The sequence below is a fragment of the Pseudomonas frederiksbergensis genome (assembly GCF_003732705.1).
Taxonomy (GTDB): domain Bacteria; phylum Pseudomonadota; class Gammaproteobacteria; order Pseudomonadales; family Pseudomonadaceae; genus Aquipseudomonas; species Aquipseudomonas frederiksbergensis_F.
Map to the genome: position 1 here is coordinate 36473 of NZ_MOBR01000012.1, position 21880 is coordinate 58352.

General features: G+C 56.7%; 26 protein-coding genes. 22 read left to right on the top strand and 4 right to left on the bottom strand.

The genetic code is table 11. The features are described from left to right. Positions 1–113: 113 nt before the first annotated feature. The 10 genes from BK667_RS15250 (at position 114) to BK667_RS15295 (ending at position 10739) form a co-directional block, all read left to right on the top strand. Positions 114–3026, top strand: coding sequence for an aminotransferase (locus BK667_RS15250; protein WP_123598108.1), 2913 nt, complete (start codon positions 114–116; stop codon positions 3024–3026). A gap of 255 nt (positions 3027–3281) precedes the next feature. Beyond that, positions 3282–4160: an N-carbamoylputrescine amidase gene (aguB, locus tag BK667_RS15255; protein WP_123598109.1), complete on the top strand. Its 879-nt coding sequence runs from the start codon at positions 3282–3284 to the stop codon at positions 4158–4160. Between the two features lie 4 nt (positions 4161–4164). Next, complete coding sequence (gene aguA, locus BK667_RS15260; protein ID WP_123598110.1) at positions 4165–5271, top strand: agmatine deiminase; 1107 nt, start codon at positions 4165–4167, stop codon at positions 5269–5271. Between the two features lie 244 nt (positions 5272–5515). Then, a complete protein-coding gene (locus BK667_RS15265) occupies positions 5516–5728 on the top strand; it encodes a hypothetical protein (RefSeq protein ID WP_123598111.1) in 213 nt (70 codons plus the stop codon). A 337-nt stretch (positions 5729–6065) separates the two neighbouring features. Further along, positions 6066–6737: a DsbA family protein gene (locus tag BK667_RS15270; RefSeq protein WP_123598112.1), complete on the top strand. Its 672-nt coding sequence runs from the start codon at positions 6066–6068 to the stop codon at positions 6735–6737. A gap of 277 nt (positions 6738–7014) precedes the next feature. Further along, positions 7015–8301 (top strand): OprD family porin, encoded by a 1287-nt coding sequence (locus BK667_RS15275; protein WP_123598113.1) that lies wholly within the window; start codon positions 7015–7017, stop codon positions 8299–8301. Between the two features lie 231 nt (positions 8302–8532). Further along, positions 8533–9279: a 2OG-Fe dioxygenase family protein gene (locus BK667_RS15280; protein WP_123511305.1), complete on the top strand. Its 747-nt coding sequence runs from the start codon at positions 8533–8535 to the stop codon at positions 9277–9279. 13 nt (positions 9280–9292) lie between these two features. Continuing rightward, entirely contained in the window at positions 9293–9730 is a 438-nt protein-coding gene (locus tag BK667_RS15285) for a GNAT family N-acetyltransferase (protein ID WP_185058221.1), read from the top strand. After that, positions 9727–10443 (top strand): AzlC family ABC transporter permease, encoded by a 717-nt coding sequence (locus BK667_RS15290; protein ID WP_123511303.1) that lies wholly within the window; start codon positions 9727–9729, stop codon positions 10441–10443. Before BK667_RS15285 ends, BK667_RS15290 begins: the two co-directional genes overlap by 4 nt. Continuing rightward, the gene (locus tag BK667_RS15295) at positions 10422–10739 is read left to right on the top strand and encodes a branched-chain amino acid transport AzlD family protein (RefSeq protein ID WP_123598114.1); all 318 of its coding nucleotides are present in this window, start codon (positions 10422–10424) and stop codon (positions 10737–10739) included. The genes BK667_RS15290 and BK667_RS15295 overlap by 22 nt, the downstream gene beginning before the upstream one ends. On the opposite strand, the gene BK667_RS15300 is transcribed toward BK667_RS15295, so the two are convergent. After that, on the bottom strand, positions 10656–11582 hold the full coding sequence (locus BK667_RS15300; protein WP_123511301.1) for a LysR family transcriptional regulator: 927 nt from the start codon (positions 11580–11582) through the stop codon (positions 10656–10658). The two genes, BK667_RS15295 and BK667_RS15300, sit on opposite strands and share 84 nt — an antisense overlap. Before the next feature lie 318 nt (positions 11583–11900). Between BK667_RS15300 and BK667_RS15305 the strand changes: the two genes are divergently transcribed. Beyond that, complete coding sequence (locus BK667_RS15305; RefSeq protein ID WP_123598115.1) at positions 11901–12311, top strand: MbcA/ParS/Xre antitoxin family protein; 411 nt, start codon at positions 11901–11903, stop codon at positions 12309–12311. Beyond that, on the top strand, positions 12311–12988 hold the full coding sequence (locus tag BK667_RS15310; RefSeq protein WP_123598116.1) for an RES family NAD+ phosphorylase: 678 nt from the start codon (positions 12311–12313) through the stop codon (positions 12986–12988). The genes BK667_RS15305 and BK667_RS15310 overlap by 1 nt, the downstream gene beginning before the upstream one ends. Before the next feature lie 190 nt (positions 12989–13178). Here BK667_RS15310 and BK667_RS15315 read toward each other — a convergent pair whose 3' ends face one another. Further along, positions 13179–13463, bottom strand: coding sequence for a DUF3077 domain-containing protein (locus tag BK667_RS15315; RefSeq protein WP_123598117.1), 285 nt, complete (start codon positions 13461–13463; stop codon positions 13179–13181). A gap of 494 nt (positions 13464–13957) precedes the next feature. Here BK667_RS15315 and BK667_RS33265 point away from each other — a divergent pair, with 494 nt between their 5' ends. Continuing rightward, entirely contained in the window at positions 13958–14125 is a 168-nt protein-coding gene (locus BK667_RS33265) for a hypothetical protein (RefSeq protein WP_185058222.1), read from the top strand. Between the two features lie 84 nt (positions 14126–14209). Here the strand turns inward: BK667_RS33265 and BK667_RS15320 are convergent, their stop codons facing one another. Further along, on the bottom strand, positions 14210–14407 hold the full coding sequence (locus BK667_RS15320; protein WP_123598118.1) for a hypothetical protein: 198 nt from the start codon (positions 14405–14407) through the stop codon (positions 14210–14212). A 216-nt stretch (positions 14408–14623) separates the two neighbouring features. Between BK667_RS15320 and BK667_RS15325 the strand changes: the two genes are divergently transcribed. Genes BK667_RS15325 through BK667_RS15335 form a run of 3 tightly spaced genes read left to right on the top strand, consistent with a single transcriptional unit; the run spans position 14624 to position 16252 of the window. After that, on the top strand, positions 14624–14845 hold the full coding sequence (locus BK667_RS15325) for a tautomerase family protein (RefSeq protein ID WP_123598119.1): 222 nt from the start codon (positions 14624–14626) through the stop codon (positions 14843–14845). Then, a complete protein-coding gene (locus BK667_RS15330) occupies positions 14842–15498 on the top strand; it encodes a DsbA family oxidoreductase (protein WP_123598120.1) in 657 nt (218 codons plus the stop codon). Before BK667_RS15325 ends, BK667_RS15330 begins: the two co-directional genes overlap by 4 nt. Before the next feature lie 43 nt (positions 15499–15541). Further along, on the top strand, positions 15542–16252 hold the full coding sequence (locus BK667_RS15335) for an SDR family NAD(P)-dependent oxidoreductase (RefSeq protein ID WP_123598121.1): 711 nt from the start codon (positions 15542–15544) through the stop codon (positions 16250–16252). 214 nt (positions 16253–16466) lie between these two features. On the opposite strand, the gene BK667_RS15340 is transcribed toward BK667_RS15335, so the two are convergent. Further along, the gene (locus BK667_RS15340; RefSeq protein ID WP_123598122.1) at positions 16467–17297 is read right to left on the bottom strand and encodes a hypothetical protein; all 831 of its coding nucleotides are present in this window, start codon (positions 17295–17297) and stop codon (positions 16467–16469) included. 344 nt (positions 17298–17641) lie between these two features. Here BK667_RS15340 and BK667_RS15345 point away from each other — a divergent pair, with 344 nt between their 5' ends. From BK667_RS15345 to BK667_RS15365, 6 genes are all read left to right on the top strand, one after another. Beyond that, complete coding sequence (locus BK667_RS15345; protein WP_123598123.1) at positions 17642–19012, top strand: tyrosine-type recombinase/integrase; 1371 nt, start codon at positions 17642–17644, stop codon at positions 19010–19012. Positions 19013–19068: 56 nt separating this feature from the next. After that, positions 19069–19755 (top strand): hypothetical protein, encoded by a 687-nt coding sequence (locus BK667_RS15350; RefSeq protein WP_123598124.1) that lies wholly within the window; start codon positions 19069–19071, stop codon positions 19753–19755. An 83-nt stretch (positions 19756–19838) separates the two neighbouring features. Beyond that, positions 19839–20102: a helix-turn-helix domain-containing protein gene (locus BK667_RS15355; RefSeq protein ID WP_123598125.1), complete on the top strand. Its 264-nt coding sequence runs from the start codon at positions 19839–19841 to the stop codon at positions 20100–20102. Beyond that, positions 20102–20446: a hypothetical protein gene (locus tag BK667_RS15360; protein ID WP_123511271.1), complete on the top strand. Its 345-nt coding sequence runs from the start codon at positions 20102–20104 to the stop codon at positions 20444–20446. Before BK667_RS15355 ends, BK667_RS15360 begins: the two co-directional genes overlap by 1 nt. A 4-nt stretch (positions 20447–20450) precedes the next feature. Further along, complete coding sequence (locus BK667_RS33270; RefSeq protein ID WP_185058223.1) at positions 20451–20618, top strand: hypothetical protein; 168 nt, start codon at positions 20451–20453, stop codon at positions 20616–20618. Further along, positions 20615–21445 (top strand): hypothetical protein, encoded by an 831-nt coding sequence (locus BK667_RS15365; protein ID WP_123598126.1) that lies wholly within the window; start codon positions 20615–20617, stop codon positions 21443–21445. The genes BK667_RS33270 and BK667_RS15365 overlap by 4 nt, the downstream gene beginning before the upstream one ends. Positions 21446–21880: the final 435 nt, after the last annotated feature.

A 21880-nucleotide genomic window follows, 5' to 3' on the forward strand; every position in this document is an offset into this window, starting at 1 on the left:
CAAGTAATCGACCCGCGGACCGGCCAACGGCGAGGGCCACTGATCCCCGGGGGTTGATTATCAACCGATGCAGTGGCGATATAAGCGCCTAATAAAATCTCAGGGGTCGTTGTATGCCGCTCGCCACGTTGATTCACCGCGCCAGTCTGCCCAGCCCGCAAGTGTCTGCGGAGCAAGCGCTAGAGCTGTTGCAGGCACATTACGGGTTGAGCGGGTCATTGCAGTCCCTGGGCAGCCAGCAAGACCTCAACTTTCGCGTCGACAGTGAGCGCGGCCGTTTTGTCCTGAAAATCTGCCGGGGTGACTACGCTGTCCCGGAATTGCAGGCCCAGCACGCCGGGCTCAAGCATCTGGCCAAACAGGGCGACGTGCAGGTGCCTCGGGTGATCCCGGCGCGTAATGGCGAAGACTTGCTGTCGCTGGAAGTCGGCGGTCAGGCCGTGCATGTGCGCCTGCTGGATTACATCGAAGGCCAGTCGCTGACCCACCTCGATCATTTGCCGGGTTCAGTGGTCGCCGGTTTCGGTCGGCTCTGCGGTGAAATGGACCTGGCCCTGGCCGGTTTCGACCATGTTGGGCTTGAACGTACGCTGCAATGGGATGCCCGCCACGCCAATGCATTGATCGCCCATTTGCTGCCCGTTATCGAAGATGACCAGCAACGCGGGTTGATTGCCGAAGCCGCCGAAAAGGCCGAGCGACGCTTGCTGCCGTTGGTGGCGAAGCTGCCAATACAGGCAATTCACATGGACATCACCGACGACAACGTGGTCTGGCGGCGGGATTCGCAACGCCAGTGGCAGTTGCAAGGTGTGATCGATTTTGGCGACCTGATCCGAACCTGGCGCATTACCGATCTGTCGGTGACCTGCGCGGCATTGTTGCATCACGCCGATGGTGATCCGTTCTACATCTTGCCCGCGGTCCAGGCCTATCACGCGGTCAATCCGTTGCAGCCTGAAGAGTTGCAGGCGCTGTGGCCGCTGATCGTGGCCCGGGCGGCGGTGCTGGTGCTCAGTGGTGAACAGCAGGTCAGCATTGATCCGGGCAACGAATACAGCCGCGACAACCTGACCCACGAGTGGGAAATTTTCCGCGTCGCCACCTCGGTGCCGCTGGAGCTGATGGAAGCGGCAATCCTGACCGCCGTCGGACAGAACCTGCCAAGTATTGGCGGTGAAGGTTTCGCGCCGTTGCTGCCAAGCCTGGTCGGGCGTGAGTTTGCCTTGATCGACCTGGGCATACTCAGCCCGCATTTCGAGGCTGGTAACTGGGAGCAGGAAGGGATCGATCAGCGTCTGCTGACGCAAGCCGCTGCGGCCCACGGTCTGGCGGCCAGTCGTTATGGCCAATACCGTTTGTCCCGGACCCGCCCGGACATGGCCACGGAACCGGACACCTACCCCTTGCACGTGGAGTTGCGTGTGCCCCACGGCACCGCTGTTGAGTCGCCGTTTGCCGGCGTTGTTCACCAGCTGTCGGCGGGGGTGTTGCAACTCGACGGTCCGCAACTGAGTGTGCGTCTGTGGGGCGTGACCCCATCGCTGCACACCGGTGCGGCGCTGGTCAAAGGCCAGGTGCTGGGTTCGGTCAACGGGCCGCTGGTGGTGCAGTTGTGTCGAGGCGCTTCTTTGAATGCGCCGTTGTTTTGCACGCCGTCCCGCGCATTGGCCTGGCAAGCGTTGTGCCCGTCGCCGGCGGTGCTGCTGGGACTGGCGTGTGACGCTGAAAAAGAACTCGATGCCCAGACCCTGCTGGCGCGTCGCGATGCGAGTTTCGCTCGCACGCAAAAACACTATTACGTCGATCCGCCCCGCATCGAGCGCGGCTGGCGCAATCACCTGATCGACATGCAGGGCCGCTCTTACCTCGACATGCTCAACAACGTTGCGGTGCTCGGTCACGGTCATCCGCGCATGGCCGCCGTCGCCAGTCGCCAATGGTCGCTGCTCAATACCAACTCTCGGTTTAACTACGCGGCGGTGGCCGAGTTTTCCGAGCGGTTGTTGAAGTTGGCACCGGACTCCATGGACCGGGTGTTCCTGGTCAACAGCGGTAGCGAGGCCAACGACCTGGCGATACGCCTGGCGTGGGCCTACAGCGGCGGGCGCGACATGCTCAGCGTGCTTGAGGCGTATCACGGCTGGACGGTGGGCGCGGACGCGGTGTCGACTTCGATTGCCGACAACCCCAAGGCCTTGAGCAGCCGCCCGGACTGGGTGCATCCGGTGATCGCGCCGAACACCTATCGCGGCGAATTCCGCGGCCCGGACAGTGCGCCGGACTACGTGCGCAGCGTCGAGCACAACCTGGCGAAAATCGCTGAACAGAAACGCCAGTTGGCCGGTTTTATCTGTGAGCCGGTGTACGGCAATGCCGGCGGTATCTCCCTGCCGCCGGGGTATTTGCAGCAGGTGTATGCACGGGTCCGCGCCCAGGGCGGCGTGTGCATCGCCGACGAAGTGCAGGTCGGTTACGGGCGCATGGGCCACTTCTTCTGGGGCTTTGAAGAGCAGGGTGTGGTGCCGGACATCATCACCATGGCCAAGGGCATGGGCAATGGCCAACCCTTGGGCGCCGTGATCACCCGCCGGGAAATCGCCGAAGCGCTGGAGGCGGAGGGTTACTTCTTCTCGTCGGCGGGCGGCAGTCCGGTGAGTTGCCAGATCGGCATGGCGGTGCTGGATGTCATGGAGGAAGAAAAACTCTGGGAAAACGCGCAGATCGTGGGCGGCTATTTCAAGAAACGGCTTGAGGCGCTGATCGATCGTCATCCGCTGGTGGGCGCGGTGCATGGTTCCGGTTTCTACCTGGGCGTCGAGTTGATCCGCGACCGCGAAACCCTCGAGCCGGCGACCGAAGAAACCACGGCGCTGTGTGATCGCTTGCGCGAACTGGGGATCTTCATGCAACCGACGGGGGATTATCTGAACGTGCTCAAGATTAAACCGCCAATGGTGACCACGCGCCGGAGCGTGGATTTCTTTGTGGACATGCTTTCGAAGGTGTTGGGTGAAGGTTTGTAGGACTTTAGATCGCTTTCGCGGGCAAGCCTTGCTCCTACAGGTCTTATGTCGCACTCATTTTTCGCGAACGACACCGCCCCTGTAGGAGCGAGGCTTGCCCGCGAAGGCGTCTTCGAGTGCGATGCAAAATATCGATTGTTATCGGTATTTTCTGGGTTTTTTTAGATGGATGGCGTTTGTGTGACTTTTAAAGCCGATATTTATCGGCTATAAAGTCGCCATTGCCTACCAATAAAAAGATCCAGGAGATGATTCATGAGCCGTATCGTTACCGTCGCCGCCACCCAGATGGCTTGTTCCTGGGATCTCGAAGCCAACATCGAGATCGCTGAGAAACTGGTCCGTGAGGCCGCGGCCAAAGGTGCGCAGATCATCCTGATCCAGGAATTGTTCGAGGCGCCGTACTTCTGCCAGAAACCAAACCCGCAATACCTGCAACTGGCCACGACCGTTGAAGACAACGTCGCGATCAAGCACTTCCAGAAAGTCGCCAGGGAACTGCAAGTGGTACTGCCGATCAGCTTCTACGAACTGGCCGGCCGTGCGCGTTTCAACAGCATTGCGATCATCGATGCCGACGGCTCCAACCTCGGGATTTATCGGAAAAGCCACATCCCGGACGGCCCGGGCTACCACGAAAAGTATTACTTCAACCCGGGCGATACCGGCTTCAAAGTCTGGAACACCCGTTACGCGAAAATCGGCGTGGGCATTTGTTGGGACCAGTGGTTCCCGGAATGCGCCCGCAGCATGGCGCTGCTCGGCGCGGAAATCCTGTTTTACCCGACCGCCATCGGCAGCGAGCCCCACGACAAGACCATCTCGTCCCGCGACCACTGGCAGCGCGTGCAACAGGGTCATGCCGGCGCCAACCTGATGCCGCTGATCGCCAGCAACCGTATTGGCAACGAAGAGCAGGACGGCTACGACATTACCTTCTATGGCTCGTCGTTCATCGCCAACCAGTTCGGCGAGAAGGTTCAGGAACTCAACCAGACGGAAGAAGGCGTGCTGGTCCAGAGTTTTGACCTTGATGAGCTGGAGCACATTCGCAGTGCATGGGGCTCGTTCCGTGATCGTCGTCCGAACCTATACAATGCGCTCAAAACCCTCGACGGTTCCCTGGAGTCCTGATCGCATGACCACTTTAAACAGCACCCCGCGCGCCGACGGCTTCTACATGCCCGCCGAGTGGGCGCCGCAAACCCAGACCTGGATGATCTGGCCCGAGCGCCCGGACAACTGGCGTCTGGGCGGCAAACCGGCGCAAGCTGCGCACGTCGCGGTGGCCAAGGCCATTGCCCGTTTCGAACCGGTGACCGTGGCAGTTTCCGCCGGCCAGTACGAAAACGCCCGTGCCCGTCTCGACGTGCCGAATATCCGCGTAGTCGAGATGTCCAGCGATGACGCCTGGGTTCGCGACACCGGCCCGACCTTCGTGATCAATAACAGCGGCGAATTCCGTGGCGTGAACTGGGACTTCAACTCCTGGGGCGGTTTTGACGGTGGTTTGTACTCGCCGTGGAACCGTGATTCCCAGGTCGGCGGCAAGATCCTCGAGATCGAACGCAGCCAACGCTACCGCACCGAGGGCTTCGTGCTCGAAGGCGGTTCGATTCATGTCGATGGTGAAGGCACCCTTATCACCACCGAAGAATGCCTGCTCAACCGCAATCGCAATCCGCACCTCAAGCGTGCCGATATCGAAGCGGTGCTCAGCGCGAATCTGGCTGTGGATAAGATCATCTGGCTGCCGGACGGTTTGTTCAACGACGAAACCGACGGCCATGTGGATAACTTCTGCTGCTACGTGCGCCCGGGCGAAGTATTGCTGGCCTGGACCGATGACCCACAGGACCCGAACTACCCACGTTGCCAGGCGGCGATGAAAGTGCTGGAAAGCAGCACCGACGCAAAAGGTCGCCCATTCACGGTGCACAAGATGCCGATTCCGGGGCCGCTGTATGCGACTGAAGAAGAGTGTGCCGGTGTCGATCCGGTGGACGGCACCCAGGAGCGTAATCCTACCGTTCGTCTGGCCGGTTCCTACGTGAATTTCCTGATCGTCAACGGCGGCATCATCGCGCCGAGCTTCGACGATCCGCTGGACGGCCCGGCCAAAGAGATTTTGCAAAGCCTGTTCCCGCAGCACGAAGTGGTGATGGTGCCAGGCCGTGAACTGTTACTGGGCGGCGGTAATATCCACTGCCTTACTCAACAACAGCCCGCGCCGCACAATGAGTGAGTGGGGTTGTAACAGCTTGAGTTGATTGCTTATTCAACTCAGCAGCGTTTGCCCCATAGCGCTTGAGAGAAAGCCCGCAGCCCGTCAGGACTGCGGGCTTTTTTGTATCCGCTCATCGACAGGTCGGAAACATTGGCACAGCTCTTGTATCTGTCATGGGGCAAAACAGGGAGGGGAGAACTGCGATGTTCTGTCATAAACCTTGGATAAGTTAGCCGCTCACAAACCGGGAGAGAGCGCCGAAATGAACGCCGAAGTGAATGTAGTGAGCGAGCGGACATTGCATCCCCTGGCAGTCAATAGCGAATCGCTGCAGATCCTTGCGCACTGGTTGAAATCCAATGGAACGCGTCAGATCAGGGAACCTGATCCGCGCCGGATGATGATCGAGCGCTACCCCGCTGGTTTATTCAGCGAAGCGGAACTGGAAGCGTTGTGGGATGTGATGGAAGGATAAGAAGAAAAACAACGGATTGATAAAAGCGCTGCCGGGAGGGCGGCGCTTTTTTATGGGCGACACTTTTTTGCGACCCGTGGAGATTAAAAATGTGGGAGCGGGCTTGCTCGCGAATGGGGTGTGTCATTCAGCAATGTTGTTGACTGGCACACCGCTTTCGCGAGCAAGCCCGCTCCCACAGGGTTTTTATGGTGTCTGGCAGTGAACATTTTGGCCAAGCCAACGCATTCGACCGATTCATGAAACAGACTGAAAGCCATTCCAGCGTTTTTCCGAAACGGTCTGAGGGCTAGTCTGCCGGCATCGATTTTGCCCACCTCTTCGCCGGAGTCTTCCCATGAACCTTCACTACATTTACGACCCGTTGTGCGGCTGGTGCTACGGCGCCAAACCGCTGGTGCTAGCCGCCCAAGCCATACTGCCGGTGATCGCCCATGGCGGCGGCATGATGACCGGCGCCAACCGCCAGACCGTTTCGCCACAACTGCGTAACTACGTGATGCCCCACGACCGGCGCATCGCTGAATTCACCGGCCAGCCGTTTGGCGAGGCATATTTCGAAGGTTTGTTGCGCGACGAAACCGCTGTCTTCGATTCCACACCACCGATTGCAGCGGTGCTGGCTGCCGAGCAGATCGCCGGCCGTGGACTGGAATTGCTGGGGCGTTTGCAGACGGCTCATTACCTGGAAGGGCGCCGCATTGCTGACGAAGCGGTTCTGCTGGAGCTGGCGAACGCCATCGGTCTCGAACAGCAAGTTTTCCAAAGCGCTTTTCAAGAAGCCGACACCGAGCGCCACATCAAGGCAAGCCGTGCACTCCTGGCCAATGTAGGCGGCCAAGGCTTCCCGACCTTCGCCCTGGAACACAACGGCCAATTCACCTTGATCGACATCGGCCCGTGGCTGGGCAAACCAGAAGCCTTCGCCGCCTGGTTGAGTCAATCGCTGCCGGCCCAAGCCTCGGCGACCGAATTTCAAGCCTGTGGCCTCGATGGCTGCATCCACTGAATTCCCGCGAATTCCTGCAACTGACGCTAAGCGATAACTGATTTCTTAGATGATTTTTGCCTAATCTCAGACGATTCATGAAATTGACATAACCTTGAGGGCGCGGATAGGATTCGCGCCAACGCCTGTGGCCAACCGCCACGACTCACAAAACAATAAAAGGCCCGCCGCGATTTCTCGTGGGCGGGCCTTTTTGTTTCAGGGTGAAAAAAGAGCGCAACAGCGCCGTTTCAGCCGTTCGGCACAGCGCGTATCAACCGGTAATAAGGAAAACAAAATGTTGAATAAGCGAATCAGCCTGATCGCTCTGGGGATGTTGAGCGCTACACAGGCCATGGCTAACGACCAGGCCGAAGCCAAGGGATTTGTTGAAGACAGCAGCCTCAAAGTGCTGCTGCGCAATGCCTACATCAATCGTGACTACAAGGACGGCAACCCGGACAAATCCGAGTGGGGCCAAGCGGCCATCGGTACGTTCTCGTCCGGTTTCACCCAAGGCACCGTCGGTGTCGGCGTCGACGCTTTCGGTCTGTACGCACTCAATCTTGAGCGCAGTGAAGACCGCAGCGGTGCCCAAGGCATCGACTTCTTCAAGAAGGGCAACAGCGGCAACCCGGCCAATGACCTGTCCAAGGGCGGCGCCGCCGTCAAATTCCGTCTGTCCAGCACCACGCTGACCTACGGCGACCAGATGCCGGAATTGCCGGTGCTGAACTACGACAACTCGCGCCTGCTGCCGGAAAGCTACACCGGCACTTTGATCACCTCCAAAGAGATCAAAGGCCTGGTCCTGAACGCCGGTCGTTTCACCGCCGAATCGCGTAAAAGCGCTGAAGGCCGTGACAGCGGTGGCTTGAAGTCGATCAACGTCTTGGGCGGCAGCTACCAGTTCACCGAACAGTTCAAGGCTGCGGTCTACGCCTCCGACGTCGAAGACGTGCTGAAGAAGCAATACGTGAACGCCAACTACGTGTTCCCGATCGACAAGGATCAGTCCCTGACCCTGGACTTCAACGGCTATCGCACCAAGCTGGACAATTCCTACGTCCGCGAAAACGGTATCACCGGCGACGACAACAAGATCTGGAGCCTGGCAGCGACGTTCGCCACCGGCCCGCACTCGTTCACCCTCGCTCACCAACGCAGCACCGGCGACAGCAACTTGGGCTACGCCTACGGCGGCTATCAGCGCGACCAAAACCGTGTCGGCGACGGCGGCAACACCATCTACCTGGCCAACTCCTACTGGTCTGACTTCAACGCTGAAGACGAACGCAGCTGGCAGCTGGGCTATGGCCTGGACTTCAGCACCTTCGGCGTTCCGGGTCTGAGCTATAACTTCGCCTATGTACGCGGTGACAACATCACCACGTCCACCAGCGAAGGCGGCACCGAGCGCGAGATCTTCAACCAGTTCAAGTACGTCGTGCAAAGTGGCCCGGCCAAAGACCTGAGCGTGAAATTGCGCAGCTCGATCCTGCGGGTGTCGCAGAAATCCAGCGAGTACAACGTCAGCGGCAACGAAGTGCGTGTGTTCGTGGATTACCCGATCAACATCTTCTGATGATCGCTTGAGTTGATAAAACTCACTAAAAAACCCCGACTGGTTCGGGGTTTTTTTTGGCTGAATTTTGGTTAAAACGTTCTAAAAGCGCTTTTTTTGGCATAAAAACGTCGATTCAAAAGATATTTTTATGGCGCTTCAAGCAACGCTTGATATGCCTGAAATTCTTTCTCATGGGCCAAAAATCCTACAGCTACTAGATTGAGCCGCTAAATGCAGCGGAGACTAGTAATGATCGTTTTAAACAGAGAAGTTGGCGAATCGCTAAGGCGCGACAAATTTGTCAACGTCCAGGGTGGTGACTTCAATCTCTACGGTCATTTCGCCGACTTCGTCAGACTGACCAAAAGTTGGGAGAACATGGAGCCGGACAGCTACTACGGCCAGGCCGAATCCGGTATGCGCTTCCGTCGCTACAGCGATTTTGAATACAACCCGGTGACCCGCGAACTGACGCAGCTGGAACACCGCGCCTATGTTCAGTCCAAGGCCAACAACAGCTACGTCGGCGGCATGATTCGTCACTTCCAGGATTTCTCCGAAGAAGTGATTAATTCGCCGGTGATGCGCAGCCTCATCGACATCGACTTTGAAGTGTACAAAAACGTCCTGCCGCCGGAGTTGCACGACGAGATCTGGCAATGCCAGATCCATCAGATCCGCATCGAGATCAAACCGGGCAAGCAGCTGGAAATCACCCCTGAAGGCATCCATTGCGATGGCTACCCGTTCAGCGGTGTGCACTTCTGGGGACGCAACAATGTGGAGGGTGCCGAGAGTCGTCTTTACAGTACCCATGAAGAACAGTTGGCCTCGACGACCTATCAGGAAATCCTCGACACCACCTTCTTCCTCGATCGCGATATGCGCCACTACGTGACCCCGGCGCGCAATGTCCATTCCCACGACATGGCGTACCGGCAAATCCTGGCGATTTCATTCTCGCGGCCCGGGACCGCTTTCGACATTGTTCGCTGAACAGCTTGACCCCATGGACAGCGCCTCGGCATCAGTGATGCTGTGGCGGGCCAATGCCAAGGATGCGCTGCGCCTGGAGCGCTTTTTCCGGCAGTTCGACGAAGTGTCGTTCTGCGACTGGCAGGACGCCAAATGCCTGCGCGGCGTGTTGGTACAGAAGACCACCACCGCGTACCTGGCGCTCGACCTCAGTGGTGAAGTGGTCGGCGCGGTGCTGGGCGGCATGCTCGGCAGTCGCGGCACCATCAACCATCTGGCGGTAAGCCCGCTGTATCGCGCCCAGGGCGTGGGCCAGCGTTTGGTGGAAGCCGCTTCGGCGGACATGAAACGCGTCGGTGTACTGCGGATGTTCCTGTTTGTCGACGATGCTAACCTTGCCGGCAAACGTTTTTGGACTGCCCAGGGTTTTTGCGAGCCGCGTGGCGAAACGACCTTTGAGAGGGACCTATGAATGAGACGTCCAGCAGCCAGCCGCTGATGGTCGAGCCGCAGCCTTCGCGCACCTTTGCAGAAGCCAGCCCGGTGGTGGCCGGTTACTTCACGGTGTCGTTTGTGTTTGGTTTGATGGCCGTCAACGCCGGGTTGCCCGTGTGGCTGCCGGTCGCGATGTGCCTGTTTGTGTATGCCGGCGCTTCGCAGTTCGCCGCGTTGGCGTTGATCTCCAGCGGCGCTTCGCTGACCACGATTATCCTCACCACCTTCCTGATCAACGCGCGGCACATGCTGATGTCGGTCTACATGGCCAAGGCCTTGCGGGCGTTGGGGCTCAGTCGTTTTGAACGTTGGTGTTATGCCGGCGGACTGACCGATGAATCGTTCGCCTTCCACAGCGTGAAACTGGGCAGCGGCGCGCCGGTCAACGTGCGTTACCTGATCGGCTTCAACCTGTTTTGCCACACCTCGTGGGTGATTGGCGGTTTGCTGGGGGCGATTTGCGCGCAGTACGCCTCGCACCTGATCAAATACCAACTCGATTACGCTCTGACCGCGATGATGCTCTACGTGCTGGTGTCGCTGTGCAACACCCGCAATAAGCTGATCGCCGCCATGGCCGCGGTCGCCTGCATGGGCGCCTTGAGCCTGGTCGGCAGCTCGCCGTTCAACGTGTTTATCGCCACATTCGTGGGTTGCGGGGTGGGTGTATGCCTGACCAAACGTTCCTGATTCTGGTCGTTGTGCTGATGATGACCGTGACCTTCCTGCCGCGCGCACTCCCGCTGCAAGTCAACACCGACCACTGGCCGCCCTTCGTCGCCAGGGCGCTGGAATACTTGCCGGTGGCGATCGTCGCTGCGATCAGCCTTACGCCCTTGTTGATCAAGGACCAGCATGTGCAGCTCGATCGCCCGGAATTCTATGCCGCGATTCCGACGTTGTTATGTGCGTATTTCAGCAAAAACCTCTTTCTCAGTGTGGCGGTTGGGACGGCTGCGTACATTGCGCTCGGCTCGTTCATGTAGGCGCAGGTCGACCACGTCGCTCAACGCCTGGCCCGACAACTCGGGGTTATTGACCGCCAGCCGCACTTCGAGGAAGTCCTCGAAATCCGGGAAAATGGTCAAGCCGTTACGCTGGGCGGCGTCGCGGGACACCATGCCGATGCCGTCCATTTGCGGGATCAGCGACAAGGTCAGGGTCTCGCTGCATGAGTAAATCGTCCGTTGGCCGGTTTCGTAATTACCCAGTCCCGCGTCGAGAAAGCGCAGGAAGCTGTTGGAGTACGGACAATCGTCTGCCGGACGCACCTGAAGCTTGTCGCCCAGCAACACCAGCGGATCGTTCTCCTGGCCGCAATGCGCACCGACCACCTGAACGTGCACATCCGGCAGCAAAATGCTCGGCAGCCCTGGCTTTTGCGGGCCGATCAACACGGCCAGGTCGAAATCTTCATTCTTCAGCTTGCTGAGGTTTTCCATCGACTCTGCGTAGGAGAACTCCAGTTGATGATCAGGAAACACCTCAAACAGGCGTCCGATCATGCGCCGATTGAAGTCTTCCGACAGCGTGGTATTCAACGCCACCTTCAGCGTGCGCTGACCGGGCACCTTCAATGCAGCGACTTTCTCTTCCATCTGCCGCGTGGCGACCAGGACTTTGTCCATATACGGCGTGAGCTCGGTGCCCTGCGCCGTCAGGGTCAGGCCCTTGTTGGAACGTCGAAACAGGCGAAAACCAAACTGCTCTTCGACCTTGTTCAACTGCGCGGCCAACGCCTGCACCGTCAAACAGGAATGCTCTGCCGCCGCCGACAACGAGCCGGTCTGCACAATGCGCATGAGGTTGCGTAAGGTTCTGCTATCCATGGGGTAATGCCCTCTAAAGTGGGCTGGCAATTGTTGTGTACTTAGCGGCCGATCCTGCGCCTATGCCGGCTATATTCCTGCACCTGAGCATAGTTGTCGCGGGTTTAGTAGCGAATTGATTCCGCAGCCGATGGCTGGAGGCTTACACAGGATCGGGGTTTTTGGTGGTGGTGAGGTGATTGGGATCAAAAAAACGCGGGAGGTGTGCGACTTTTCGGTTGGGTGAATGAAGGCTCTTTATTCGCTTATGGATTAAATTCACATATTCATCCGTATCTGTACTAGTCTGAATCCAGACATTGCTACGGAGGCGATCCCATGTCTATCTCATCCCCCGCCCTCAGCCCACAGCAACAACTCGACTCCCCAGAAGCCGGCCGCGTCGCGCTTAAGTTCTTCTTCAACCTCATGGAACGCTGGGGTTGCAGCGCCGAGCAACAACGCACGCTGCTGGGCAAAGTCGGCAACACCACGTTCTACAAGTACAAACATCTGCCACCCAACGTGCGTTTGCCCCACGACACTCTGGAGCGCATTTCCTACCTGATGGGCATCCACAAAGCGCTGAGCATCATCTTCAGCAACAGCCGCGAGCGCGCCTACAAATGGGTCAGCAGCCCGAACACCGCCGCGCCGTTCAATGGCCAAACCGCGCTGGACTACATGCTGGTCGGCCGCGTCGTAGACATCGCTGATGTACGCCGCTACCTCGACGGAGTACGCGGTTGATGGCGCCGGAACTGGCCGATCCGCAGTGGCCGCGGGCCTATCGGATCGTTAACAGTTGTTTCCCGCCGATCTCGTTGTTTGAAGATGTGCTCGATCCGGAAGACTTGCCCACCGCTTATGCGCTGGAAGCATTGACCAATGATCGGTTGATGGAAGAGGCCGGCGTGCTTTCTCGCGTGCGGCCCGAAGACCGAATCTCCGGGCCTGGTTCTACTCCGGTGATGGCAGCGTTCACTCACATCGGCAAAACCAGTCGCTTCACCGATGGCACGTTTGGCGTCTACTACGCCGCTAGCAGCCAGGCTGCGGCTATCGCCGAGACGAGTTATCACCAGGAACGATTTCTCGCTGCGACCAATGAGCCAGACCTTGAGTTGACCATGCGGACTTACGTCAACAAAGTCGTCAAACCGTTGCATGACATTCGCCAAAACTATCCGCAGCTTCATGATCCAGACCCGACTGCTTACGGCCCGTCCCAGGCTTTTGCTCGGCAGTTGCGTGAAGCTATGTCGTGGGGATTGCTCTACAACAGCGTTCGGTTGCCTGGGCATGAATGTGTTGCGGCGTTTCGCCCGCCGGCGGTGTCGATTCCGAAGCAGGGGAAGCACATTCGGTATGTTTGGAGTGCGAGCAGTCGGCGGATTTCGTTTGTGTTTGAGGTGAGTGAAGTATGAGCAGTGAGTCCCAAAATTGTTAGAAATTGCGACGATTTTGGCCGATTTCTAATCGTTTTTATGCAAAAGGTCGGTTTTATGATCGTTTTTATGCAGGGAGAGTCGATTTTATGCACGGAGCTCAAATTCTTAACGATTTCCGACAAGCAAAAAGCCCCGATTGGTTCGGGGCTTTTTTATGCGTGCGCGACTACGTTGGACGGCGGTTGTTACACGGTGCGTCGAGAACCTTCACCACGTCATCAATGATCGCCTTGCTCATTTCCTGCAAATAATACGACGCCCAGGCATGCCGGTCGGTTTCGCGAACCATAGCAGCGTCAGAGGCGAGCAGTTTGGCGACGTGGAGCAGGTTGGAAGCGTGGGAAAGGGCTTCGATCACCGGGACACCGGAGTTGATGCGAAACAGCGCTTCGTTGGCGTGGTAGGAGAACGGGGTGAGGCCGATGGTTTTCAGGTCTTGAGGGATGGTCATTGGGCACCTCCGGTTTTTGGGCGGTGGTGGGTTATGACCGGTGCAGCAGTGGCGCAAACTTTGGACGGACTGATGGCAAGCATTAGCAAAACTCCTACATATAAGTGAGAGCTGCCACGTTCGTTCTCAGGCGAATGGGTGACAGCTGTGCGCAGGCTGAGAACCGGAAATGTAGGAAACCGGCAGACCCGAAGGCCTCCCACGCACAGCCGCCATAACACGGAAATGCAGGCACAAAAAAACGCCGACAATCGTGATTTGGTGGCGCTCGTGCGCCTACATATTACCCGGGTTCTCAGGCCCGGTCGCTGAATCGGCAGCGACGGCTTGAAGGTAGCTTGAGGCGGGAGGATGCGCAATCGTGGCGAGGTGGTGGCGTGGGGTGAACGGTTTAGTGTTTTTTATGGCTGAGCAATAATTATTGGCCGGGCATAATTTTGATAATTTGGATGACCTACCAATAGGGTTGTCGATTTGCTCGAGGAGCATCAGCAATGGATGTAGAACTGAATCAGTTTCAGAAGGATTTTCTGGAATCTGTGCGTCAGATGAAAACGAGACAAGTCCTTCCTGCCGCTGAGAAAGAAGACTTAAACGGTGAGAAACGGTTCGAATCGCGCAGAGACACGTCGCCAGAACGCGTCGAAAAAGCTGAGAAATAGCGACACGTAACCTAGCGGATTACATGAAACGGAGATGAGCCCCACAGTCGGTGTCGACTGTTAACGCCCCTGCATCGATCGCAATTACTCGATCTTACCCGTTGCGAGCTCGGAAGCACGCGAATCGATCACGTCTAATCCAGCTGCACCTTCATCCTCTTTTACGTCCGGGTTGTTGATGCAATCGGCGAGTATTGAAAGCTCCATTTCCCCCGCGATTATGCTAGCGACTTCCCCGTCATGCGTGACATGGAAAGGACTGTAGAAGTATTGAATTGTCATGAGCATTTTCCTATATCTAATGATTGCGAAAAAATGGAGATTGGCCGATTCAACATTTTTGACGCAAACAGTTTTAGCGCCTGCCGCTGGCGTAATCATTACACCAAGTAACTAATGAAGTACCCGCCCCCACCTTTATCCCCCTGACCCAACCTCCTACATTTATCTCCAACGCCTCCCCATCATCCCGACGGGGCAGGTCACTGGAGATTCCTCATGCCTTTCGTAAGCGTTCGCATCACCCGCGATGGCGTTACCTCGGAGCAGAAAGCTCAGGTGATCGCCGAAATCACTGAAACCCTGCAGCGCGTCCTCAAGAAGGATCCGCACCTGACCCACATCGTGATCGAAGAAGTCGACACCGATAACTGGGGTTACGCCGGGATTACCACCACCCAGTACCGCAAGCAACTGGCTGACGCGGAGGGCAAATCGTGACCGCGTCCGTTTCTATCGATTTCATCTCCGACGTGGTGTGCCCGTGGTGTGCGTTAGGTGCGACGGCGCTGGAGCAAGCGATTGAGAACGTGGCCGGTGAAGTCTCGGTCGAGCTGACTTACAAGCCTTTCGAGTTGAACCCGGACATGCCGGCAGTCGGCGAAAACGCTGTCGAGCACTTGATGCGCAAATATGGACGCACCGCCGAAGACGTCGCTGCTGGCAAAGCGATGCAGATCGCTCGCGGTGAGGCCATCGGGTTCAAGTTCGATCTGGAGAAACGCAGCCACTTCTACAACACCTTTGATGCGCACCGGTTGCTGACGTGGGCGTTGCGGGAAGGGCGGCAGGTCGCACTGAAGAAAGCCTTGCTGCGTGGTTATTTCTCTGACGGCCAGAACCTGAGTGATCGCGAGACGCTGGTTCGACTGGCGGCGGAAGTGGGGCTGGATGCGGCTGCAGCCCGCGAGGTGCTGGCGTCCGGGGCGTTCGCCACGGAAGTGCGTGATCTTGAGGAGTTTTACCGCGAGCGCGGCATCAACTCGGTCCCGGCCATGGTGCTGAACGGTCGTCACCTGGTGTCCGGTTCACAGTCGGTCGAGTACTACGAACAGATGTTGCGACAAATGGCGCAGGCGCCTGTTGAAGCCTGATTCATCACTTTTTCAAACCATCATTTATTAGTTGAGGTTCATCATGAGCAATTCGAAGAAAGTCATCGTTATCACTGGCGCTTCCCAAGGTCTCGGCGCTGGCATGGTCAAGGCGTTTCGTGAACTGGATTACAAAGTCGTCGCCACTTCGCGTTCGATCAAACCGTCCACTGACCCGGACATTCACACAGTTGCCGGCGACATCGGTGATCCCGCGGTTGCCCAGCGCGTTATCCGTGAAGCGATTGAGCGTTTTGGTCGTGTAGATACGCTGGTCAACAATGCCGGGATCTTCGTCGCCAAGCCATTCACCGCTTACACCCCAGAAGATTACGCCGCGGTACTGTCGGTGAATTTGAATGGCTTCTTCTACATCACCCAACTTGCAATTACCGAGATGGAAAAGCAGGGCAGCGGTCATGTGGTCAGCATCACCACCAGTTTGGTGGACCATGCGATTGATGGTGTGCCTTCGGTACTGGCTTCGTTGACCAAGGGTGGCTTGAATGCGGCGACCAAGTCACTGGCGATTGAGTACGCCAAACGTGGGATTCGGGTGAATGCTGTTTCGCCGGGCATCATTAAAACGCCGATGCACAGTGAGGAAACTCACGCGGCCCTTGGTGCACTGCATCCGGTCGGGCACATGGGCGAAGTTCACGACATTACACAGGCGATTGTCTATCTCGATACTGCGAATTTTGTTACTGGTGAAATTCTGCATGTGGATGGTGGGCAGAGTGCGGGTCACTAAGATCTGATTTTACAAACTGCAGAAACAACAAAGCCCTCGCAGAAATGCGAGGGCTTTTTTTGTCTGGTGCCGAAACCAGGAATCGAACTTGAACGAAAAATAAATCCGTCCCCTTTACTGGCCGAATGCATGTACATGCACCGCTGGAGGCTTTGAAAACAGTGGAGCGGGTGAAGGGACTCGAACCCTCGTTATCAGCTTGGGAGGGGGGAATCTAACTAGGGGCGGAAAGGTTCTTCCTTCTCAGGGCCCTGTTGTATCGGAGTGCAATAAAGGCAACAAAAATGGTCAACGCCACTGTAGCTAAGAATTTCAATAATCCTGCGTATGGCAAGGAGTTCAGGAATTCGAATGCGGGCTTTGTCAAAGCAAGAGCAGCGAACGCGCTTGCCATCGCGGTGAAGATTGCGAAGCCGCGAGAAACTTTGAGTCCGCCACTTCGTAAACCATTCGGCAAATAGATGAAGTAGATGAAGAGCAGCGAGCATGAGATGGCGATGTTATAGGCATCTCTCCAATAGCTTGTCTTCTTGAGCGAGGTGTCCTCGTAGCCCACTTCGTTAATGCCTGCAATCCGTGCACGGGGTTCGAACTCAGGGGCGGGGCCTGACGTAATAACGGAAATGGTTATTTTATCTTTAGGGTTCGCCAGGAACGGCGAAATGGAAGCTTCCTGCCCAAGGCTACTGATCTTAACCGGGATATTTTTCGGGGCCGTATTCGCAATTTCAGCGCTGATAAATTTAGCCCCACCTTTCACGAAAATCTCAAGTGGAGTATCGAACTCGGCAGTCAGAATGGGCTTCGAACCGGTATTTTCCAGCTCCAACGTAGAGAGATACGGCGATTCAATATTTTGGCCGTTTATTGAAATCTGAAGATTTTGGATGTTCGCAGCGGGCTGCAACGGAGACGTTGAGACCAATCTCACGGTAATCGAGCGGGATGATAAATCAACCTGCCAGATGAACAAGGGAATGACGAGGCTGGCGATCGTGATCGCTATAGTGGCCACAAACTTCCAGTCCCAAGTCTTCCAAGTCACAGGTAGCTCCTTTTCCGAATGAACATCATTGCGCGTTCGACGTCCACCCTCGACCAGGGTGTACAGCAAGCCTTATTACGTCTGTTATGACGTATACGGCAAAAAAAAAAGGCCCGCATAGCTGCGAGCCTTTGTTTTGTATGGTGCCGGCACCAGGAGTCGAACCCGGGACCTACTGATTACAAGTCAGAGGGTTCTATGATACCCACTGATTTACGAAACTCTATAAGCCTATACACAGCAGGGCGTTCAGCCTATTCTTGTCTTTATGGGGTTACACGAAAATTTACCATTTTCGATCTCTAGCGTAACCCCGGCGTAACCCCGTACCCGGCGAGGAAGACATGAGCAGCGAAAGCCATATCTCATTCAGCAAGGAACGACTGACCGCATTGCCGACGCCGGAGGCCGGAAAGCGCGCCACTTATCACGACACCAAGATTCAGGGGCTACAGCTTCGAGTGTCGTTCACCGGCGTCAAAACCTTTTCCGTCTATCGCCGCATGAAAGGGGGCCAGCCCGAGCGCGTCACGCTTGGCCGCTTCCCTACTATGACGGTCGAACAAGCACGCAAGCAGGCCACTGTCATCAATGCCGAGATTGAGGCCGGGGCTAATCCGGCTGCCGTTCGCCGGGCCATCCGCGAAGAGCCGATCTTTGCCGAGATGTTGGCCGAGATGCTGGAGAAGAAGAAAAAGCGTGACGGCTCTCCAATCAGCGAGCGCACGAAAAAGGACTACCTCGACAACGCACGTCTTCACATGGTGGCCATCGCTAATAGCAAGCTGTCGCATATCAACCGATCCGAGGTGAAGGCGATTCATAGCAAGGTGAGCAAGAAAAGCGCACGCCAAGCTGACAAAGCCGTCGCCATCATTTCGTCGGTCTTCAATTACGCAACCGACCATGAACATTTCAGCGGCACCAACCCGGCTATCCGCATTCAGAAAAACATGGTGGTGTCGCGTGACCGCTTCGCGCAGGCCACCGAGCTGCCCTATTTGTTCGCCGCCATCGGCGAGTCGAGTTTGAGCGACTTCTTTCTGCTGGCGCTGCTCACTGGTGCGCGCCGCTCGAACGTACAAGCAATGGCCTGGCGCGACCTCGACCTGATGGCACGCGTCTGGCGTATCGAGATGACCAAGAACGGCACACCGCAGAACGTCACTTTATCGCCTGAAGCTGTGGCCGCACTCAAGGCCCGCAAACTCACGACTGGCACTTCTCCTTTCGTGTTTCCCGGCGAGGGTAAGACTGGCCATCTGGTGGAGCCGAAGAAGGCATGGGCCGCTGTCCTGCTGCGCGCAAGTCTGCGCCGCCTACTCGATCATCTGGGCGGACTCGGCAAGCTGTCTGCCAAGGAGCGTAAACAAGCTGACCAGCAGATCACAACCGCGCCAGCCGCCGCAGAGAAGCATTATCGATCCATCGCCGCCGTGCTGAAAATCGACTCGGCGCTCTACGACATGACTGACCTGCGCATCCATGATCTGCGGCGCACCCTTGGGAGTTGGCAAGCCAAGACTGGCGCATCGTTGGCAATCATCGGGAAGTCGCTCAACCACAAGACCCACCAAGCCACCGCGATCTATGCGCGCCTAGACCTCGACCCGGTGCGCCAGTCCGTCGAGACGGCGACGCAAGCCATGTTAGAAGCTGCGGGAGTTAAACAGACCGCCTCAGTGGTTTTGATTTCGAACCAGAGTCGGAAGTAACCGAACCATCACCAGCTTAATTGGACACCTTTTTCAACATGCTACCTGAGGATGTTATGAGTCTTTACGAACTGGAAGGCGTTGAGCTTGAACTGGATTTAGAAAGTGCTAAGTTCGAAGGCGTTCGGATCGACTATTACAACTTCATCCGGATTGTAGAACTCGACCAATATGGCGGAATTCCTCTGAATGACTTCGGAGGCTGGTTCAAGATCAGAAAAGAAGGTGTTTATCGGAAATTGCCGCAAAAAAGGGTACTGGCTTCTCTGACAACACTTGAGCGTGAAGACCTTTTTCGGCACCCCAATGGAAGGACAGATGATCCCGTACTGGCTTTCCCATTTACATTAAGGGAGTTCAAGAATTTTCTTGATTGGGCAACGAGTGTTGGCTATGACGTGCCCATCAATGAAGACGCATTGCTTGCGGTGATTGAGGCGCAGAAAATCCAGGCAGCGCTGGATAGTCCCAGCTCATCGGTAACGCCGAATCAGTCCGACGCAGCTTTGGGTGCGGAAACTCGTCAGCGATATCGAGACTTTGCCGCGAAGAATCAAGAGCGACATGATGCCCGAGCCGTTGAGCACCAGCGATGGCGCGATGCCGCCGATGAAATTCAGCGAACACGGCGAAGGGCCGCCAGCGGGCGAAAGCTCGCGAAGCTGGTGAAAGAGCAACTAGACCTACCGGATGCAGAAAGCACGATCCGCGCGGGCCTCTCCAAACCCAAAGTGGTTAAGTAAATAGTGGATTGGCTACGTCGGCCTTAGCCAAAAAAGCCAGAAAAAATCAGCTCCGATCTATAAACCGATACGGAGCTTTCCCAATGCAAACCAATATTGACGCCATCAAAGCCGAGATTCTCGCCGCACTTGGCTGTAACCCGCTCAACCCACCCGTTCAAGTAGACGACAAGCAAGCCGCCGACGCTCTTGGCGTTAAACCGAACACTCTCGCTGTATGGCGTTCGACCGGTCGCTACAACCTGCCTTTCCTCAAGGTAGGCCGCCTGGTGAAATACCGCGTTAGCGACCTTGCCGAGTTCCTGGCCAGCCGCACCGCCAGCCATACCGGCGAGGAGCGCGCGTAATGAAAAAGAGCCGCCCCCAATCCCAGCAGAGCAGCCCCTCGCAAAGCCAGCTTATCACCGAAGCTACGTGCAAGATCGCCCGCATTCTGATCCACCTGTCGACGGGTGCCAGTCTTAACCGCTTCGAGGCTGAAGACTTGGGCGATCACTGCCTGAATACCACTATTTCCGCGCTGGCCAACCGTTACGGGCTGTTCATTCAGCGTAATTATGAGCTCGCCCCGAACCACTGGGGCAAGCCTTGCCGTGTCAAGCGCTACAGCCTGCCATTCAGCGAACGCGAAAAAGCCCGCAAGGTGCTGGCTTACCTGAAGCTCATCGCCCGCTCCACCACTGAGGGCTAATCCAATGACGAACATTCGCACCCGCCTGGTCGGGCTGGCCCTGGCCTGTCTGATGAAGGTCACCGTCTGGATTCATCGTTACCCGCAGGTAGTTGAGTTGCTGATGCTGGCCGCTGGTGTTGGCCTGGTCGCAGTGGAGGACAACTTGACCAAAGCCTTGGCACTCGAATGACCGTCACCGTCGAGAAATTGCTCGCCCGAGGAGACGAAATCAGTATCGAGGTTGGCCGACTCGTCATTCGCCCGTCCAGTGGTAAGTCTGTGCCTCAGGAGTGGCGGGACATACATTCACCAGCTCTCCTGGGTGAAATCCTGCTCACTCTTGGGGCGGAGGCATATGAGTACGGCGGCTATTCGACGGGCTTGTATGGCCCTCACAAGGCGGGTGGCGTGACGGTACAGTTTCCGTCGTTTGTAGGTGGTATGAAAACTCATGCCATCTTCAACGCGGACTTGAATCGTGAACGTACTACCAAGGCAGGGGCAAAAGGCTCGCCTCTGCCGAAAGGGCACTTTCGCATTAGCCCACGCAGCCATCTCTTTCAGCTCTGGCAGTCGACCGGGCTTTCAACGCCCAAGAGTCTTACTTCGCTCCATGACTATCTGGGCAACCTGCGGGGCATTCTGTTTAGCGCAGATATGGTAGCCGGCCGGAAAAACCGGCTAGACACCGGCACTCTGCGCCCTCTTTCCATCACTACTGCTGAGGTGCGCAAAGCTTTTCAGCCGGACAACGGACGGACAACTACCGGACAAGTGACGGACAACTGCCGGACAGTGGTGCCGGATAGGGATGCGGCTCCAGCCCAGCAAAATCAAGGCTTCCAGCCAAAACCTAGTGCGTGTGCAAAAAACTACGTAAAAACGTTAATCAGTACAAAAGTGTACACGACAGCGACTGTGCCTGTTCATTCACGTAAACAACCCGCAGAACAAACAGAGGAGGAGTGGCTGGCTGATTGCTTCCCAGCCAATATCGACAACACAACTGAGCCGTAAGCCCCGAACCGCCCACCTACCTTGCGTGGTGCTTCGGCCAGCCCTTCATGCGAGAGCCACAGCCTCGCGCGCATACTGCTCCGAAAACTCTGGATGGCAATCGTGGATCGCTAGAAAAATCGGGCGAGTAAGCCCGCAAAACCTGCAACCAGGTGCCAGAGGAGCTGAGCGATAGGAATAGGCAGGGCGTAAATATTGAGAAATGAAAGGCGATACTTCGCTTGAAGAAGTGTCAACGACTTCCCAACGCTAGAAGGCTGAAGTAAGCCTACGACATCAATGCCGAGCGTCTGCGTCAAGCGTTCCAATCGGCATTCAGCTTGACCAGTCGTTTACATCTGACTTGACCAACACGCTTCATGAGCCTGACGGCAGAGAACGACCCAGGCTGTGTGAAAACACATTTTTATAACGATTCGGCCATGGGGGCATTTG

Coding starts and splice junctions, on each gene's coding strand:
- BK667_RS15250 (WP_123598108.1), top strand. CDS start 114: ATGCCGCTCGCCACGTTGATTCACCGCGCCAGTCTGCCCAGCCCGCAA.
- aguB (WP_123598109.1), top strand. CDS start 3,282: ATGAGCCGTATCGTTACCGTCGCCGCCACCCAGATGGCTTGTTCCTGG.
- aguA (WP_123598110.1), top strand. CDS start 4,165: ATGACCACTTTAAACAGCACCCCGCGCGCCGACGGCTTCTACATGCCC.
- BK667_RS15265 (WP_123598111.1), top strand. CDS start 5,516: ATGAACGCCGAAGTGAATGTAGTGAGCGAGCGGACATTGCATCCCCTG.
- BK667_RS15270 (WP_123598112.1), top strand. CDS start 6,066: ATGAACCTTCACTACATTTACGACCCGTTGTGCGGCTGGTGCTACGGC.
- BK667_RS15275 (WP_123598113.1), top strand. CDS start 7,015: ATGTTGAATAAGCGAATCAGCCTGATCGCTCTGGGGATGTTGAGCGCT.
- BK667_RS15280 (WP_123511305.1), top strand. CDS start 8,533: ATGATCGTTTTAAACAGAGAAGTTGGCGAATCGCTAAGGCGCGACAAA.
- BK667_RS15285 (WP_185058221.1), top strand. CDS start 9,293: ATGGACAGCGCCTCGGCATCAGTGATGCTGTGGCGGGCCAATGCCAAG.
- BK667_RS15290 (WP_123511303.1), top strand. CDS start 9,727: ATGAATGAGACGTCCAGCAGCCAGCCGCTGATGGTCGAGCCGCAGCCT.
- BK667_RS15295 (WP_123598114.1), top strand. CDS start 10,422: ATGCCTGACCAAACGTTCCTGATTCTGGTCGTTGTGCTGATGATGACC.
- BK667_RS15300 (WP_123511301.1), bottom strand. CDS start 11,582: ATGGATAGCAGAACCTTACGCAACCTCATGCGCATTGTGCAGACCGGC.
- BK667_RS15305 (WP_123598115.1), top strand. CDS start 11,901: ATGTCTATCTCATCCCCCGCCCTCAGCCCACAGCAACAACTCGACTCC.
- BK667_RS15310 (WP_123598116.1), top strand. CDS start 12,311: ATGGCGCCGGAACTGGCCGATCCGCAGTGGCCGCGGGCCTATCGGATC.
- BK667_RS15315 (WP_123598117.1), bottom strand. CDS start 13,463: ATGACCATCCCTCAAGACCTGAAAACCATCGGCCTCACCCCGTTCTCC.
- BK667_RS33265 (WP_185058222.1), top strand. CDS start 13,958: ATGGATGTAGAACTGAATCAGTTTCAGAAGGATTTTCTGGAATCTGTG.
- BK667_RS15320 (WP_123598118.1), bottom strand. CDS start 14,407: ATGACAATTCAATACTTCTACAGTCCTTTCCATGTCACGCATGACGGG.
- BK667_RS15325 (WP_123598119.1), top strand. CDS start 14,624: ATGCCTTTCGTAAGCGTTCGCATCACCCGCGATGGCGTTACCTCGGAG.
- BK667_RS15335 (WP_123598121.1), top strand. CDS start 15,542: ATGAGCAATTCGAAGAAAGTCATCGTTATCACTGGCGCTTCCCAAGGT.
- BK667_RS15345 (WP_123598123.1), top strand. CDS start 17,642: ATGAGCAGCGAAAGCCATATCTCATTCAGCAAGGAACGACTGACCGCA.
- BK667_RS15350 (WP_123598124.1), top strand. CDS start 19,069: ATGAGTCTTTACGAACTGGAAGGCGTTGAGCTTGAACTGGATTTAGAA.
- BK667_RS15355 (WP_123598125.1), top strand. CDS start 19,839: ATGCAAACCAATATTGACGCCATCAAAGCCGAGATTCTCGCCGCACTT.
- BK667_RS15360 (WP_123511271.1), top strand. CDS start 20,102: ATGAAAAAGAGCCGCCCCCAATCCCAGCAGAGCAGCCCCTCGCAAAGC.
- BK667_RS33270 (WP_185058223.1), top strand. CDS start 20,451: ATGACGAACATTCGCACCCGCCTGGTCGGGCTGGCCCTGGCCTGTCTG.
- BK667_RS15365 (WP_123598126.1), top strand. CDS start 20,615: ATGACCGTCACCGTCGAGAAATTGCTCGCCCGAGGAGACGAAATCAGT.